The organism is Pseudomonas sp. ZS1P83 (genome assembly GCF_054897825.1).
On the sequence record NZ_CM142706.1, the window covers coordinates 1,960,315 to 1,973,889 of the forward strand.

Here is a 13,575-nt window from a genome sequence, read left to right on the forward strand (position 1 = left end):
CTTGAGCAAAACGCGGGCCATGCCTGGAAGTCCTTGTTTATTGGGGCTGTCAAACAGAAGGGTAAAAAAGACCATTGGCTCTAAGGTAGAAATGACCATTAAAGGGTCATTTCTACCCTGAATGGGTGGCCTCTATGGGGGAGGAGAGCCTGCCCCGGCGCAGAGGGTCAGAGGGGCACGCCCCTTGCACACTTGATCTGTGACAAAGGCAATTGATCGCTGATACCCGATGATTGACCCCTGTATTTACCTCGGCGCTTGCGGGTTGGCGTCAGGTCAGCCGCAAGGTAAAGGAGTGGCTTTATGCAAGTGCTTGACCGCCGTAAAGCGATGGCAATCGCGCCGCTGTTACGTCTGGCCTTTCGGCCATTCTTCCTCGCGGGCTGCCTCTTGGCCGTGCTGGTCATTCCGCTTTGGCTGGCCGCCTTCAGTGGTGCTTTTTCCGGCTGGCAGCCGGCGGGTGGGTGGCTGGGCTGGCATCGACATGAATTGTTGTTCGGGTTCGGGCTGGCGATCATCGCGGGCTTTCTGCTGACGGCCGTGCAAACCTGGACCGGTCGCCCCGGCATCAGCGGGCAACCGCTGGCCGCGCTGGCGTTGCTGTGGTTGTTGGCGCGCGTGGCCTGGCTGGTCAATGCACCGTGGCCGGTGCTCGCGGTGCTGGAATTGGCGTTCCCGCTGGCGGTGGCCGCGCTCATGGGTTTCACCTTGTGGAAGGTGCGGCAGAAACGTAACTACCCGATTGCCGTTGTGCTGCTGTTGTTAGCGGCGGCCGACGGATTGTCCCTGTACGGCTTGATCGAAGGTCATGAAGGCTGGCAGCGTCAAGGCGTGCTGACCGGTATCTGGCTGGTGGCGGCGATGATGGGGTTGATCGGCGGGCGAGTCATCCCGTTCTTCATCCAGCGCGGCCTCGGCAAGGTCGATGGCGTTGCCCCCTGGCCCTGGCTGGATTGGCTGCTGCTGGTCGGTTCACCCCTCGTGGCGTTGTTATATGCCACCGGACCTGCGCTTGACCCCAATCTCTGGGTGGGCCTGTTGTTCGCCGTGTTGGCCGCAGGGCATCTAGTGCGTCTGGTGCGCTGGCATGATCGCGCACTCTGGCGTGTGCCGTTGCTGTGGTCGTTGTACCTGGCTTATGGCTGGTTGGCGGTGGCCTGTCTCGGGATGGCGCTGTGGCATTTCGGCGTGCCGGTGAACCCGAGTCTGGCGGTGCATTGCCTGACGATAGGTGCGATGGGCGGCCTGGTGTTGGCGATGATCGCGCGGGTCAGCCTGGGCCATACCGGCCGAGCGCTGGAGCCGCCGTCGGGCATCACCCTGGCGTTCATTTTGCTCAATCTGGCGTGCCTGAGCCGGGTCGTGTTGATCCTGTTCTTTCCCTTGCCTGCGTTGTGGCTGGCCGGTCTGTGCTGGGCGCTGGCGTTTGCGCTGTACGCCTGGCGTTACGGGCCGATGCTGCTGCAGGCCCGGGTGGACGGTCATCCGGGTTAAGCACGCGAACTGATGGAGGCTACCGGTGATGTATCCCTTTTTACTGGTCACCCACTTGCTGGCGGCGATTGCCTTCATCGGCACGCTGTTTTTCGAGGTGGTGATCTGGCACCACGCCCGCCAGCCGTTGGCGGTTACTGCGCAAACGACGGCGGATCAGGCCATTGCAGTGCGTTCGCGCAAGGTGCTGCATGGCGTGGTGTTGCTGTTGTATGGCGCCGGCATCAGCCTGGCGTGGCAACACCGTGGCGTATTGAGTCAGCCGCTGGCCAGCAGCTTCGGCACGTTGTTGAGCCTGAAGATCGTCCTGGCCCTGAGCATCATCGGCCATTATTTCCTGCTGGCGTACTGGCTGAAAAGTGCACGACTGACCGCGACCCGCGCCAGCTGGATTCGCCGCAGCATCCTCGGGCACATGGTGTTGATCGTGATCCTGGCCAAGGCCATGTTCTATTGGCACGGTTGATCGCACGCCGTCCCTGACAGACAAAACCCGCGTCAACCGGTTGGCTGGCGCGGGTTGGGTGTGACCGACGATCGATCAATGGCGAGGGTTCAGGGCGTTAATGAACAGCACGTTGTTTTCCAGATGGATGTGTTGCATCAGGTCATCTCGAAACTCCAGCAGCCCACGATAAAGGGCACGCCAGGTGTTACAGGCATCGGCAGGCGGGGTGATGTTGTTGGTCAGCGCGAGCAGCCTCTCCAGCGCTTCACCATGTTGATCATGTTCAAAACGCAGCACCTGGATCGGCGGTGCGGCCTGAGGGCCGATGCCCTGTTGCAGCATCGGGAAGAGCACTTGTTCTTCCTTGAGCATGTGGCCTTCGAGTTCTTGCTGAATGTCGGTCAGGAGATCAGCCAGGCCGTTGGGGCAGCTGCTGCGCGCACCATGGACCTGCTCGACACGACGGGCCAGGCGGATCAGTTCCGGCAGCTGCTCGCGGTGGCGGGCGTGGTAGCGCGCCAGAAGGTGGGCGATCAACAGCTCCGAAGGTTCGTTGCGCCAGTCGTGTTGGGTTTCGCCAGTGTCTTGCATCCTGTGCAGCGCATCGGCAATCAGGACCGGATCGAGCGCTTTGCCAAGGGCCGCTTCACGCAGGCTTTTATGCCCGCCACAACAGAAGTCCAGTTTGAAGGTGTGAAAAATCCGGGTGGCGCCGGGAATGTCGCAGGCCAGTTGGCCAAGACTTTGTTCCAGTAGGGTCAGGCTCATCAGGGTTCCTTGTTTGGATTTCAACGGTTCCCCAGGCGTGTTGCATCCGGCATGCCATATTTAACGTATTGAAAAATATGGATTAATTTTTAGTTGTGGTGATAGTCACCCTGACGCTTTAGGGTGAATCCAACCATAGAGGGTAATTACTACCATGCTGCGTGAAAGCCTGGCGGCCGACCTGATTGTCGAGTTGCCCAATGCTGTGCGGTTGCAACGACTGGTCCAGACCCTGCGCGAGTACTTCAACAGTGGCGCCGTGGGATTGCTGCGTCTGGATGACGACAGCCTGAGGCCGGTCGCTACGGTGGGGTTGGTGCATGAAGCGTTGGGGCGCCGGTTCGTCATCGCGCAGCATCCGCGGCTGGCGGCGATCATGGCGTCGCGCGAACCCACCTGGTTCGAGCCCGACAGTCGCTTGCCGGACCCCTATGACGGCTTGCTCGACAACCACGTCGGCGAACCGCTGCCGGTGCATGACTGCATGGGCGTGAGCCTGTATGTGGAGGGTCGGATCTGGGGCGCGATCACCCTCGATGCGCTGCATGCCGGGACCTTCGACAGTCGTGCGCGGGAAGAACTCAAGCGCTGCACCTTGCAGATTGAAGCCGCCGTGCGGGTGACCCGGCTTGAGCAGGAAAACCGCAGCCTGCGCTTGTCCCGCAGCGACCAGCAAGACCTGCGGATGCCCATCGATGAAGGTGAGATCCTGGGGCAGAGTGAAGTGTTGCGGCAGTTACTCAATGAGCTGGATGTACTGGGCGACTCCGATTTGCCGGTGTTGCTGTTGGGCGAGACCGGCGTCGGCAAAGAGTTGTTCGCCCGGCGCTTGCATCGTCTTTCACGTCGCAGCCACAAGCCGCTGATTCAGGTCAATTGCGCGGCCTTGCCGGAGTCGCTGGCAGAGAGTGAGTTGTTCGGCCATGTCAAAGGCGCCTTTTCCGGCGCCACCAGTGACCGTGCCGGACGTTTCGATGCCGCCAACGGTGGCACGCTGTTTCTCGATGAAGTCGGTGAATTGCCATTGGCCGTGCAAGCGAAACTGCTGCGCACCCTGCAGAACGGCGAGATCCAGCGCCTCGGTGCCGACAAGCCGTTGCATGTCGATGTGCGAATCATCGCAGCGACCAACCGGCACCTGCCGGACAGCATCCGCGACGGCTTGTTTCGGGCCGATCTGTATCACCGGCTCTCGGTGTATCCGGTACCGATTCCGCCCCTGCGCGAGCGGGGCAACGATGTGTTGATGCTGGCCGGGCATTTCCTTGAGCTCAATCGGGCGCGGCTCGGCCTGCGCGGCTTGCGTCTGTCGCCGTCGGCCGAGCGCTCGCTGCTGGCTTATAGCTGGCCGGGCAACGTGCGAGAGCTGGAACATGTGATCAGTCGAGCCGCGTTGAAGCAGCTCAGTCGCGGCACGAGTCGCACCCTGATCATGACGCTGGAACCCGAGATTCTGGATCTCGACAGTGCCATGGGCGGGCAGGACGTTGAGGTCGAAAGTCCCCTGGACGATACGGCTGATACGCCGTTCCAGCCCTTGGGCGAAGCGGTTGACGATTACCAGCGCAAGAAAATTCTTCAGGCCTTGAGCCTGTCCGGGGAAAACTGGGCCAGCGCCGCGCGGATTCTGGAAATCGATCCCAGTAACCTGCACAAACTGGCTCGGCGTCTGCGTCTCAAATAAAGGTGGGCATGCTCAGTGTTGATGGTGGTCAAGGTGGTGTTGCGCAGTGCCTTGCACACTGTGCAGAACCTTCCGGAGATCACCGTCATGCCCCTTTCCCTGGCACAAATGCGCCGCAACTACACCCTTTTTGGCCTGCAAGACGAGTCGGCGCTGGACGACCCGCTGGCGATGTTCCGGCAATGGCTGCAACTGGCCCGCGACCTCGAGTGCCCGCCTGTCGAAGCCAACAGCATGGTGTTGGCGACGGTCGACAGTGAAGGGCGCCCGCACTGCCGGGTCCTGCTGCTCAAGGGCTTTAGCGATGAAGGCTTTACCTTTTTCGGCAATTACCAGAGTGACAAGGGCCAGCAACTGGCCGCTAACCCGTATGCCGCCATGACCTTTTTCTGGCCGGGGCTGGAGCGTCAGGTGCGTATTGAAGGCCAGGTGTCCAGGCTCGACCCGACGCTGTCGGATGCGTACTTCGATTCCCGCTCGCTGTACAGTCGTCTGGGCGCCTGGGCTTCACCGCAGAGCCAGCCGTTGGCCAATCGGGCCGCGCTTGGATCGCTGCTGAGGGAAACCACCCAACGCTTCGCCGGCAAGACCGTGCCGCGGCCCGAACATTGGGGCGGTTATTGCCTGCACCATGAACGTCTGGAGTTCTGGCAAGGCCGCGCCGACCGCTTGCATGACCGACTCGATTACCGGCTACGCGATGGCGTATGGCAACGCAACCGCTTGGCGCCATGAGCAGGCTCGCTCCCACAGGTTTTGTGTGCCCGACACATCCTCCTTATGGCCCTGACGAGGTACCTCCTTGGAGGAATAGGCTCGCTCGCCATTCCGGTTCAGGCTTCGGGCCATACCCTCATCTACGGGAAGGCTTGGATATGGCCCATCTGGCGCAACGCACGTTTGAACCCCTGAACATTGCCGTGCTGACCATCAGCGATACGCGCACCTTTGACACCGACACCTCAGGGCAGACCCTGACGGATTTGCTGCAAACGGCCGGGCATGTGTTGATCGATCGTGATCTGGTCAAGGACGACATTTACCAGATTCGTGCAAAGGTCTCCCACTGGATTGCCGACCCCAAGGTGCAAGTGGTGTTGATGACCGGCGGCACCGGGTTCACCGCTCGCGACAACACGCCACAAGCGGTCCTGCCGTTGCTGGACAAACACGTGGAAGGCTTCGGTGAACTGTTCCGTCAGGTGTCCCTGGCGGAAATCGGTATGTCCAGTCTGCAGTCACGGGCATTGGCCGGGATGAGCAACGGCGTGCTGGTGTGCTGCGTGCCGGGTTCGCCGGGTGCCTGTCGAACCGCCTGGAACAAGATCCTGCTCGAACAACTGGACAGCCGCACCGGCCCGTGCAATTTCGCCCCGCATTTGAAACCGCAAGCACAGCGGGCCATCGACGCCTGCGAGTCACGCTCATGACCGGTCGGGTGTGCGACCTCGGTCACCTGATGCCCGTGGACGAGGCCATCAGCCGTCTGCTGGAGCAGGCACCGCCGCCGCCCCTGATGCAAAAGATCGGTCTGGATCAAGCCTTGGGGCGGGTTCTGGCGGCGGACATTCATTCCCCGATGAACTTACCGGCCTGGGACAACAGCGCCATGGACGGCTACGCCCTCAGGGCCGCTGACCTGCCACCGGAAGGTGGCTATTTGTCGATTGGCGGACGAATTGCGGCAGGAGATCCGGCGTGCTCGCCCTTGCTCGCGCAGCAGGCGGTGCAGATTTTTACCGGCGCGCCATTGCCACCGGGTGCCGACACGGTGGTGCCGCAAGAGCGTTGCCGAATTGAGGCCAAGCGTGTTTGGTTCCCGCCCGTAAACGCTGGCGATCACGTGCGCAAGGAAGGCGAGGAAGTTCGTCGAGGCGATCTATTACTCAAGGCCGGCAAGCGGCTGCGCGCGCAGGAAGTGGGGTTGCTGGCCGGCGCGGGCATTGCGCGGATCGAGGTTTATCGACCCTTGCAGGTGTGCTTGCTCAGCAGCGGCAATGAACTGCGTGAACCGGGCGATCCGTTGGCGCCCGGGCAGATTTACAACAGTAATCGTTACTGCCTCGCGGCGTTGTTGCGCGGTTGGGGCGTTGAGGTGCATGACTATGGCGTCATGGCCGATGAGTTGGCCGCCAGCCGCCATGCCTTGAACCTGGCGTCTTCGGAATGCGACCTGCTGTTGAGTTCCGGTGGCGTCTCGGTCGGTGAGGAAGATCACCTCAAACAGGCCATCGAGGAACTGGGCAGTCTGGATTTCTGGCGACTGGCCATTCAGCCGGGTAAGCCGCTGGCCTTTGGCGAAGTGGCTGGCAAACCCTGGATCGGCATGCCGGGAAATCCGTCGGCGGCACTGATTACCGCGTTGGTGGTGGTGCGTCCGTTCCTGCTCAGGGCCCAGGGCGTCAGCGACGTGTTGCCGGTGCCATTGGCTGTGCCCGCCGGGTTCGATTGGTTGCAGCGCAACAAGCGCCGGCAGTACTTGCGGGCACGGCTGACGCCTGGTGCTGACGGCCAGTTGAGTGTGGAGCTGCACCCTCAGCAAAGCTCCGCCATGCTGAGCGCTGCGTGTTGGGCTGACGGGCTGGCGGTGATCGAGTGCGAGCAGCAAGTGCTCAAGCACGACAAGGTCATGTTCCTGTCCTTCGTCGACCTGATGCATTGATCGCAATTGATTGCCGTCAAGGCTGTGCCTGCCGGTCTCGCTAGACTGGCAGCGCCTTTTTCGATGGCTTCGCCACAGGCATCGATTGATGGTCGAGACGCGTTTTTCCATGAGGATTACCCATGCAACTGGTCTGCCCGGCAGGGAACCTGCCTGCGCTAAAAGCGGCGGTGCGCGAAGGCGCCGATGCCGTCTATGTCGGTTTTCGCGATGACACCAATGCCCGGCATTTCGCCGGGCTGAACATGGACGACAAACAGTTCGATGCGGCGGTCGCGCACATCCGCCAGCATCAACGCAAACTCTACGTCGCGGTCAACACGTACCCGCAACCCAAGGGCTGGGAACGCTGGCAGCGCGCGGTCGATCGAGCCGCCGATTTCGGCGTGGATGCGCTGATCGCCGCTGACCCCGGGGTGCTCAACTACGCCAGCCAGCGGCATCCGCAACTCGCGTTGCACCTGTCGGTGCAGGGCTCGGCAACCCATGCCGCGGCGCTGCAGTTCTATGCGCAGCGCTACGGGATTCGTCGCGCGGTGTTGCCTCGGGTGTTGTCGTTGGCGCAGGTGCGTCAGGTCGCCGCGAGCAGCCCGGTGCCCATCGAAGTCTTTGGCTTCGGCAGCTTGTGCATCATGGCCGAAGGGCGTTGCCATCTGTCTTCCTATATCACCGGCGAGTCGCCGAACCTGTGCGGTGTGTGTTCGCCGGCCAAAGCGGTACGCTGGAGTGACGACGCCGAAGGCTTGAGCGCACGGCTCAGTGAAGTACTGATCGACCGCTACACCCCTGACGAACCCGCCGGTTACCCAACCCTGTGCAAAGGCCGCTTCCTGGTCGGCGGCAAACGCTTTCATGCGCTGGAAGAACCCACCAGCCTCGACACGCTGGACTTGCTGCCGGAATTGACGGCCATCGGCGTCGAAGCGGTAAAAATCGAGGGCCGCCAACGCAGCCCTGCCTATGTCGAACAAGTCACCCGTGTCTGGCGCGCGGCACTGGATGCCCATCGTGGCTCGCCGGGCAGTTTTCGGGTCAAGGATGAATGGCGTCGGGTGCTGGCCGGTTTATCCGAAGGCAGCCAGACCACCCTGGGTGCTTATCATCGATCATGGCAATGAGGGAGGCGACATGAAGCTCAGCCTTGGACCGGTCCTGTTTTATTGGGACAAAGAGCAACTCCGTCACTTTTACGCCGAGATGTCGGCCTTGCCCCTGGATGTTATTTATCTGGGGGAAACCGTGTGCTCGAAACGCCGGGCATTTTCACTGGATCAATGGCTGGGGCTGGGGCGCGAATTACAGGAATGCAGCCAGGCGCAGTTAGTGATTTCGAGCCTGACACTGATCGAGGCGGCGTCCGAACTTTCCAGTCTGCGCCGGCTCTGCGACAACGGCCAGTTGCTGGTGGAAGCCAATGACATGGGCGCGGTGCAGTTCCTGTCCGAGCGCAAGTTGCCGTTCGTGGGCGGTCCTGCTCTCAATCTGTACAACGGTCATACGCTGGCGCAACTGCTGGACTGCGGGATGACCCGTTGGGTGCCGCCCGTGGAATGTTCGGCGGCGCTGATTGGCGATGTGCTCGAGCAGGTGCGCGAACTGGGCTGTGAGGTTCCGGAAGTTGAAATCTTTGCCTATGGGCATTTGCCCTTGGCCTATTCCGCACGCTGCTTCACGGCCCGGGCGGAAAACCTGCCCAAGGACGACTGCCAGTTTTGCTGCATCAACTACCCCGACGGCCTGGCACTGACCAGTCAGGAAGGGCAGGCGCTGTTCACCATTAACGGTATTCAAACGATGTCGGCCGAGGTGACCAATCTGCTGGCGGATTACGCCGGGTTGGTGGCTTGTGGTGCCGATCTGCTGCGTTTGAGTCCCCGCGCTCAGGGCATGGCCGAGGTCATTGCCGCCTACCAACGGGTTCGACTGGGCGAGACACCGCCGCTGTTCGTCGACGGTTGCAATGGCTACTGGCATGGCCAGGCCGGCATGTTGCGCGTCGAGGAGGTCGGCCTGTGTTGAACCGAAAAAAATGGCTGTTGAAAGGCGCCGACCGGTTACTGCCGCTGGTACGCCGGGTGCCCTTTGCGGTGCAGCGCCTGGCGTTGCAGCAGGCGCTCAATCGCTGCCTCGTCGAGCCGTTGCGCGATGGCGAATTTGAAGTGTTGCGCGGGCGCTGGTTGTGCCTGCGGATCCCGGACCTGGGCTTGTCCTGGTACCTGACGCTCAGCCAGGAGGGTTTGCGGATTGCCGAGCACGCCCCGGCGGATGTGACCATCAGTGGCAACTGGCGAGAGTTTTTATTGCTGGCCAGTCGTCAGGATGACCCGGACACGCTGTTCTTTCGCCGGCGCCTGGTGATCGAGGGCGATACGGAGTTGGGGCTGGCGCTGAAGAACCTGATCGACAGCCTTGATCCTGACGTCTTGCCGGTCTGGCTGTGGCGCAATCTGGAGCGGGCAGGGAAGGGGTTGGCGGCGCAGTAGAACCTGCGGCCCACGATCCACTGTGGGAGCGAGCTTGCTCGCGATAGCGGTAGAACAGTCGACATCAATGTTGAATGTGCCGTCGTCATCGCGAGCAAGCTCGCTCCCACAGTGGTTCTTCGTTGGCTGTTAGGCCATTGTTTCCTGCCGGTTTGCTTGCTGCCGCGCATCACTGGCAATCAACTGTTTGATCTCTTCAAACAACTCATCACCCTGCGCCTGCGTGCAGTCCTCGCCATTGCGTTTGCGCAGCCCGTACTGGCTAAGAATCAAGTGCACATCCGCGTGCAGGCCATGTTGCTTCAGGCAGTTTTCGACGCATTCCAGCGGGCAGCCGTCCAGCGCATAGATCCGTCGTCCGGAACGCGCCTTGTTGACCAGCGCCGTCACATGCCCGCCGACGCCGACGATGCAGGACATCTCGGCCAGTCCGCTGCGATCCAGTCGCACAGCTAGGGTATTGGCCAGTTGGGCGACGTTGGAGCAGCCTGAGCAGGAGTAAATCAGAGGCAAGGTTGAACGGGGCATGAGCACGCTCCATGGATGGACCTCTTCAGTGTGCAAGACCGGTGGCAATGCGCATTGACTGCGGTCAATTGCGTCTATTGGAATGCCGCGAGATCCTCTTCGGCGAGGATGCTTATATTGCGTCGTTCCATCGCGATCAGGCCGCTGTCCACCAGACGGTGCAAAATCCGCGAAAAGGTTTCCGGCTGAATACCCAGCTTCGAGGCGACCAGGCGTTTGGACACCTGCAAGACAATCAAGCCGCTGATCGGGTTGCGTTCCTGGAACAGAAAATTGATCACTCGACGGCTCGCACTGGCCATGGTCAAGGTGTCGATGTCGCGCAGACGCAGGTGCAGGTGAACGCTCATGCTCGCCAGGATGGCCAGGCAAACTTTCGGCTGGTCTTCGAGTGCGCTGCGGTAATGGTTGCCCTCGATACTCACCAGCACGCTGTCCTTCAACGCCGTGGCGCTCACCGGGTAGAGACGGGCCTGGCTGAACAGCAAGGCTTCGGCAAAGGTCTGGCCCGGCTGAATGATCTCCACCAGGTTTTCCTGGCCTTCGCCCGTGAGCCGGTACAACTTGATCTGACCGCTGACCAGCAGGAAAAAGCGCTTGGCCGGATCCCCCTGGTGCATGAGCGTGCTGTGACAGGCCAGGCGCTTGAGCATCGCCAGGCCGCAGACTTCCTCGAAGATTTTCTCCGGCAGTTGGCTGAACAGATGATGACGACGCAACGTTAAAACGATGGAAGGGTGGGTCAGCATGGCGTACCTCCGCTGACGGTCATAGTAAAGAGCGCCGGCCGGATGACCTATGCCTCTGCCGGCCTACCTCCAAGGAGGGATGCCTGTCAGCCTGCATTGCGTAGATGCTCCATGGCCCACACCGCCGCCTCTACCCGCGAGCGCAAACCGAGTTTGTGCAGCAGATTTTTGACGTGAACCTTGACCGTCCCTTCGGTGATACCCAGCTTGTGGCCGATGACTTTGTTGCTGAAACCGCTGGCGATGGTTTTCAGCACCTGACGCTCACGCTCGGTCAGTTCCACCACGGTCTGGCGCTGTGGTGAACGCAGCGCCTGGGCCATGACCTGGGTCAGGCCCGGGCTGATCACCAGTGCGCCGTTCAAGGCATCGCGGATGTACTGAACCAACAGTTCGGGCTCCATGTCCTTGAGCAGATAGCCGTCGGCATCCAGACGCAGTGCGTCGCGAATATCGTCTTCAGCGTCCGAGACCGTGAACAGCAGCACCTTGCCGGTGTAGTGCATGGCCCGTAATTGGCGCAGGGTTTCAATGCCATTCATCTGCGGCATGTTGTTGTCGAGCAATACCAGATCCGGTTTAAGCGGCTCGATCAGACTGAGTGCTTCTTCACCGTTACCGGCTTCGCCGACGATCAGAAAATCATCTTCGAGTTCGAGCATCTGGCGGATGCCGTGACGCATCATCGGATGGTCGTCGACCAGCAGGATGGTGTGTTGCGGGGACGGGTTCATGTGACGCTACCTTCTGTTTGCTGCCCGAGAAACTCCGGTTGGAATTCCAGTTGGACGCGGGTGCCTTGCGGCTCCCTGGAAAATATCTGCAGCTGGCCGCGCAAGCTGCGGGCCCGCTCATCCATGATGTTCAAGCCATGGTGTTCGCGTTGGTCGACGTTGCCGCTGAACCCGCGCCCGTCGTCTTCGACGATGAGCCTGACGGTTTCACCGTCCTGACGCAGTTCGAGCCAGGCGTTTTGCGCGTGGGCGTGGCGCAGGCAATTGGAGAGCGCCTCGCGGGTGATCTGCAAAATGTGGATTTGCTCGCTGGCCGATAACTGAAAGGCTAGCGCGTCGACGTGCAGGTGCACCTGAAATTCGCCGCGCCGGGAGAACTCCTCGGCGGTGTCCTTGAGTTCCTGCACCAGTCCCGCGTCGTGAATCTGCAAGCGAAAGGTGGTCAGCAATTCGCGTAACTGGCGGTAGGCATTGTTCAGCCCCTCGCGCAGTTCGGCAGTGACGTTTTCCAGGGTCTCGACCGGTTCGCCACGGCGCATCAGGGTCTGCAAGCGGCTGACTTGCAGCTTCATGTAGGACAGGGCCTGGGCCAGTGAATCGTGTAGTTCGCGGGCAATGATCGTGCGTTCGTCGAGCAGTAGCAGGCGATGGTCCTGCTCCCGTTGACGCTTGAGCGAGAGCGAGGTGCCAATGAGGTTGGCCAGGGCCTGGATCAGTTGGGTTTCCCAGGCTTGTGTCGGGTGTCCGTCGACAAAATGCGCCTTGAGCTCACCCAGTTCACTGCCCTGGTTGCTGATGCTGAACGTTTGTGGACTGGCATGGTGCTTCTGGCACGTGGCGCAGTCGCTGCTGGCGCAAACTTCCCGGATGTTCGCGCCATGCAGGGCGAGCAACTGCTGGGCCGGTGCCTGCAATTGTCCTTGCAGGCACAGCGACAGGCGCAAGCCGGGCAGGCGTTGCTGGAAGCGTCGAATCAATTCATCCAGCCCTTCGGCATTGGCCAGGCGTGTGGCCAGGCTGCGGCTGCTTTGGTACAGCAACTCGAGGGCGGCATTGGCTTGTTGCAGGTTCAGGGTTTTTTGTTGGACCTGACTCTCCAGCGTGCGATGCGACTCTTCAATCGTCTCGGCCATGGCGTTGAAGCTTGTGGCCAACTGGCCCAGCTCGTCCTGGGACTGATGGTTGACCCGCACCTTGAAATCGCCGCGACGAAAGCGCTGGGTCGCGTCCACCAACTCTTTCAAGGGCGTGATCACGCCGTACTGCAACTCGTACAGCCCGATCAGCAGGATAATTATGGTGGTAAACAGGGCCATGCCCTGGATCATCTGTTGCCAGCCTTGCTTTTTTTCGCTCTGGCGTTGCAACAGGTTGACGAATTGGTTCAGTTGTTCAACGAAGGGCAGGGCCTGGGCCTGAAAATAGGCGGCATCGCCGCGCTGCAGTGCCGGGAGTAAATCCTCGTTCCATTGTCGCTGGATCTGCCCGTAGCTGATTTGCAGCGCGGTGGTCGGGCCATCTTCCAGTACAGCCTTGAGTGACTGGCTGGTCAGACGGGTTTGCAGGCTGTTCGTGACGGCGGCGATATCAGAGATTGTTGCGCCCTCCGCCAGTTTCCAGCTCAGGTGGTAGGTCTCCATGCGCACCGAGCCTGCGGTGTTGATGGCGGCGGCATCACCCTGGCTGAACCAGGCGATCAGTCCGGCGCTCAATGAACTGGCGAGGGCAAGTACGGCGATCAGGATCACCGCCAGCCCGGCGCGAGCGGGCAGGGAGCTGCGCAACCAGCGCATCATCAGTGCTGATCCGGGAAGACATCAGGAAAACAGAGCATGTGCAGCACCAGAGTGAGGGTTTGCCGCCGATCCCCGGCGCGCTACCTCTAAAGAGTTGTCGACCGATCCTTGTCAGCAAAAACCTTGGAAGAGAACCTTAAGACGCTGATAAACAAACGGTTTTAGGGTTTTCCTGAACTACCTCCTTAGAGGTAGACCGCGCAAGCATAGGCCTATGCCCCCTAGGGCT

General features: G+C 61.0%; 14 protein-coding genes. 9 read left to right on the forward strand and 5 right to left on the reverse strand.

What is annotated here, in order from left to right; translation table 11 throughout:
- The first annotated feature begins 303 nt into the window (after positions 1-303).
- Both ACYZT0_RS09445 and ACYZT0_RS09450 read left to right on the forward strand, forming a co-directional pair.
- Positions 304-1,494 (forward strand): NnrS family protein, encoded by a 1,191-nt coding sequence (locus tag ACYZT0_RS09445; RefSeq protein WP_462045585.1) that lies wholly within the window; start codon positions 304-306, stop codon positions 1,492-1,494.
- Positions 1,495-1,522: 28 nt separating this feature from the next.
- Complete coding sequence (locus ACYZT0_RS09450) at positions 1,523-1,960, forward strand: CopD family copper resistance protein (protein WP_462045586.1); 438 nt, start codon at positions 1,523-1,525, stop codon at positions 1,958-1,960.
- A gap of 75 nt (positions 1,961-2,035) precedes the next feature.
- Here the strand turns inward: ACYZT0_RS09450 and ytfE are convergent, their stop codons facing one another.
- Positions 2,036-2,710, reverse strand: a complete 675-nt coding sequence (gene ytfE, locus ACYZT0_RS09455) for an iron-sulfur cluster repair protein YtfE (RefSeq protein ID WP_462045587.1) — start codon at positions 2,708-2,710, stop codon at positions 2,036-2,038.
- 154 nt (positions 2,711-2,864) lie between these two features.
- Here ytfE and norR point away from each other — a divergent pair, with 154 nt between their 5' ends.
- The 7 genes from norR to ubiT all read left to right on the forward strand — a co-directional run bounded on the left by norR (position 2,865) and on the right by ubiT (position 9,539).
- Positions 2,865-4,394 (forward strand): nitric oxide reductase transcriptional regulator NorR, encoded by a 1,530-nt coding sequence (gene norR / locus ACYZT0_RS09460; RefSeq protein WP_462045588.1) that lies wholly within the window; start codon positions 2,865-2,867, stop codon positions 4,392-4,394.
- A gap of 87 nt (positions 4,395-4,481) precedes the next feature.
- Entirely contained in the window at positions 4,482-5,129 is a 648-nt protein-coding gene (gene pdxH / locus ACYZT0_RS09465; RefSeq protein WP_462046532.1) for a pyridoxamine 5'-phosphate oxidase, read from the forward strand.
- 140 nt (positions 5,130-5,269) lie between these two features.
- Positions 5,270-5,824 carry a molybdenum cofactor biosynthesis protein B gene (moaB, locus tag ACYZT0_RS09470; RefSeq protein WP_449643747.1) on the forward strand — a complete coding sequence of 185 codons (555 nt, stop codon included), beginning with the start codon at positions 5,270-5,272 and terminating at the stop codon, positions 5,822-5,824.
- The gene (locus ACYZT0_RS09475) at positions 5,821-7,056 is read left to right on the forward strand and encodes a molybdopterin molybdotransferase MoeA (protein WP_462045589.1); all 1,236 of its coding nucleotides are present in this window, start codon (positions 5,821-5,823) and stop codon (positions 7,054-7,056) included. The genes moaB and ACYZT0_RS09475 overlap by 4 nt, the downstream gene beginning before the upstream one ends.
- Positions 7,057-7,178: 122 nt before the next feature.
- Positions 7,179-8,174 carry a ubiquinone anaerobic biosynthesis protein UbiU gene (gene ubiU, locus ACYZT0_RS09480; RefSeq protein WP_462045590.1) on the forward strand — a complete coding sequence of 332 codons (996 nt, stop codon included), beginning with the start codon at positions 7,179-7,181 and terminating at the stop codon, positions 8,172-8,174.
- Positions 8,175-8,184: 10 nt separating this feature from the next.
- Positions 8,185-9,075 (forward strand): U32 family peptidase, encoded by an 891-nt coding sequence (locus tag ACYZT0_RS09485; protein ID WP_462045591.1) that lies wholly within the window; start codon positions 8,185-8,187, stop codon positions 9,073-9,075.
- Complete coding sequence (gene ubiT / locus ACYZT0_RS09490) at positions 9,069-9,539, forward strand: ubiquinone anaerobic biosynthesis accessory factor UbiT (RefSeq protein WP_462045592.1); 471 nt, start codon at positions 9,069-9,071, stop codon at positions 9,537-9,539. Before ACYZT0_RS09485 ends, ubiT begins: the two co-directional genes overlap by 7 nt.
- 129 nt (positions 9,540-9,668) lie before the next feature.
- Here the strand turns inward: ubiT and ACYZT0_RS09495 are convergent, their stop codons facing one another.
- The 4 genes from ACYZT0_RS09495 to ACYZT0_RS09510 all read right to left on the reverse strand — a co-directional run bounded on the left by ACYZT0_RS09495 (position 9,669) and on the right by ACYZT0_RS09510 (position 13,346).
- On the reverse strand, positions 9,669-10,067 hold the full coding sequence (locus ACYZT0_RS09495; protein WP_462045593.1) for a putative zinc-binding protein: 399 nt from the start codon (positions 10,065-10,067) through the stop codon (positions 9,669-9,671).
- Between the two features lie 74 nt (positions 10,068-10,141).
- Positions 10,142-10,816 carry a Crp/Fnr family transcriptional regulator gene (locus tag ACYZT0_RS09500; protein ID WP_462045594.1) on the reverse strand — a complete coding sequence of 225 codons (675 nt, stop codon included), beginning with the start codon at positions 10,814-10,816 and terminating at the stop codon, positions 10,142-10,144.
- 86 nt (positions 10,817-10,902) lie between these two features.
- Positions 10,903-11,550: a two-component system response regulator NarL gene (gene narL / locus ACYZT0_RS09505; RefSeq protein WP_462045595.1), complete on the reverse strand. Its 648-nt coding sequence runs from the start codon at positions 11,548-11,550 to the stop codon at positions 10,903-10,905.
- Entirely contained in the window at positions 11,547-13,346 is a 1,800-nt protein-coding gene (locus ACYZT0_RS09510) for a HAMP domain-containing protein (protein WP_462045596.1), read from the reverse strand. Before ACYZT0_RS09510 ends, narL begins: the two co-directional genes overlap by 4 nt.
- Positions 13,347-13,575 lie beyond the last annotated feature (229 nt).

What these genes read in the sequence shown, in the direction of transcription:
- ACYZT0_RS09445 (WP_462045585.1), top strand. Translation starts at nt 304, where the DNA reads ATGCAAGTGCTTGACCGCCGTAAAGCGATGGCAATCGCGCCGCTGTTA.
- ACYZT0_RS09450 (WP_462045586.1), top strand. Translation starts at nt 1,523, where the DNA reads ATGTATCCCTTTTTACTGGTCACCCACTTGCTGGCGGCGATTGCCTTC.
- ytfE (WP_462045587.1), bottom strand. Translation starts at nt 2,710, where the DNA reads ATGAGCCTGACCCTACTGGAACAAAGTCTTGGCCAACTGGCCTGCGAC.
- norR (WP_462045588.1), top strand. Translation starts at nt 2,865, where the DNA reads ATGCTGCGTGAAAGCCTGGCGGCCGACCTGATTGTCGAGTTGCCCAAT.
- pdxH (WP_462046532.1), top strand. Translation starts at nt 4,482, where the DNA reads ATGCCCCTTTCCCTGGCACAAATGCGCCGCAACTACACCCTTTTTGGC.
- moaB (WP_449643747.1), top strand. Translation starts at nt 5,270, where the DNA reads ATGGCCCATCTGGCGCAACGCACGTTTGAACCCCTGAACATTGCCGTG.
- ACYZT0_RS09475 (WP_462045589.1), top strand. Translation starts at nt 5,821, where the DNA reads ATGACCGGTCGGGTGTGCGACCTCGGTCACCTGATGCCCGTGGACGAG.
- ubiU (WP_462045590.1), top strand. Translation starts at nt 7,179, where the DNA reads ATGCAACTGGTCTGCCCGGCAGGGAACCTGCCTGCGCTAAAAGCGGCG.
- ACYZT0_RS09485 (WP_462045591.1), top strand. Translation starts at nt 8,185, where the DNA reads ATGAAGCTCAGCCTTGGACCGGTCCTGTTTTATTGGGACAAAGAGCAA.
- ACYZT0_RS09495 (WP_462045593.1), bottom strand. Translation starts at nt 10,067, where the DNA reads ATGCCCCGTTCAACCTTGCCTCTGATTTACTCCTGCTCAGGCTGCTCC.
- ACYZT0_RS09500 (WP_462045594.1), bottom strand. Translation starts at nt 10,816, where the DNA reads ATGCTGACCCACCCTTCCATCGTTTTAACGTTGCGTCGTCATCATCTG.
- narL (WP_462045595.1), bottom strand. Translation starts at nt 11,550, where the DNA reads ATGAACCCGTCCCCGCAACACACCATCCTGCTGGTCGACGACCATCCG.
- ACYZT0_RS09510 (WP_462045596.1), bottom strand. Translation starts at nt 13,346, where the DNA reads ATGATGCGCTGGTTGCGCAGCTCCCTGCCCGCTCGCGCCGGGCTGGCG.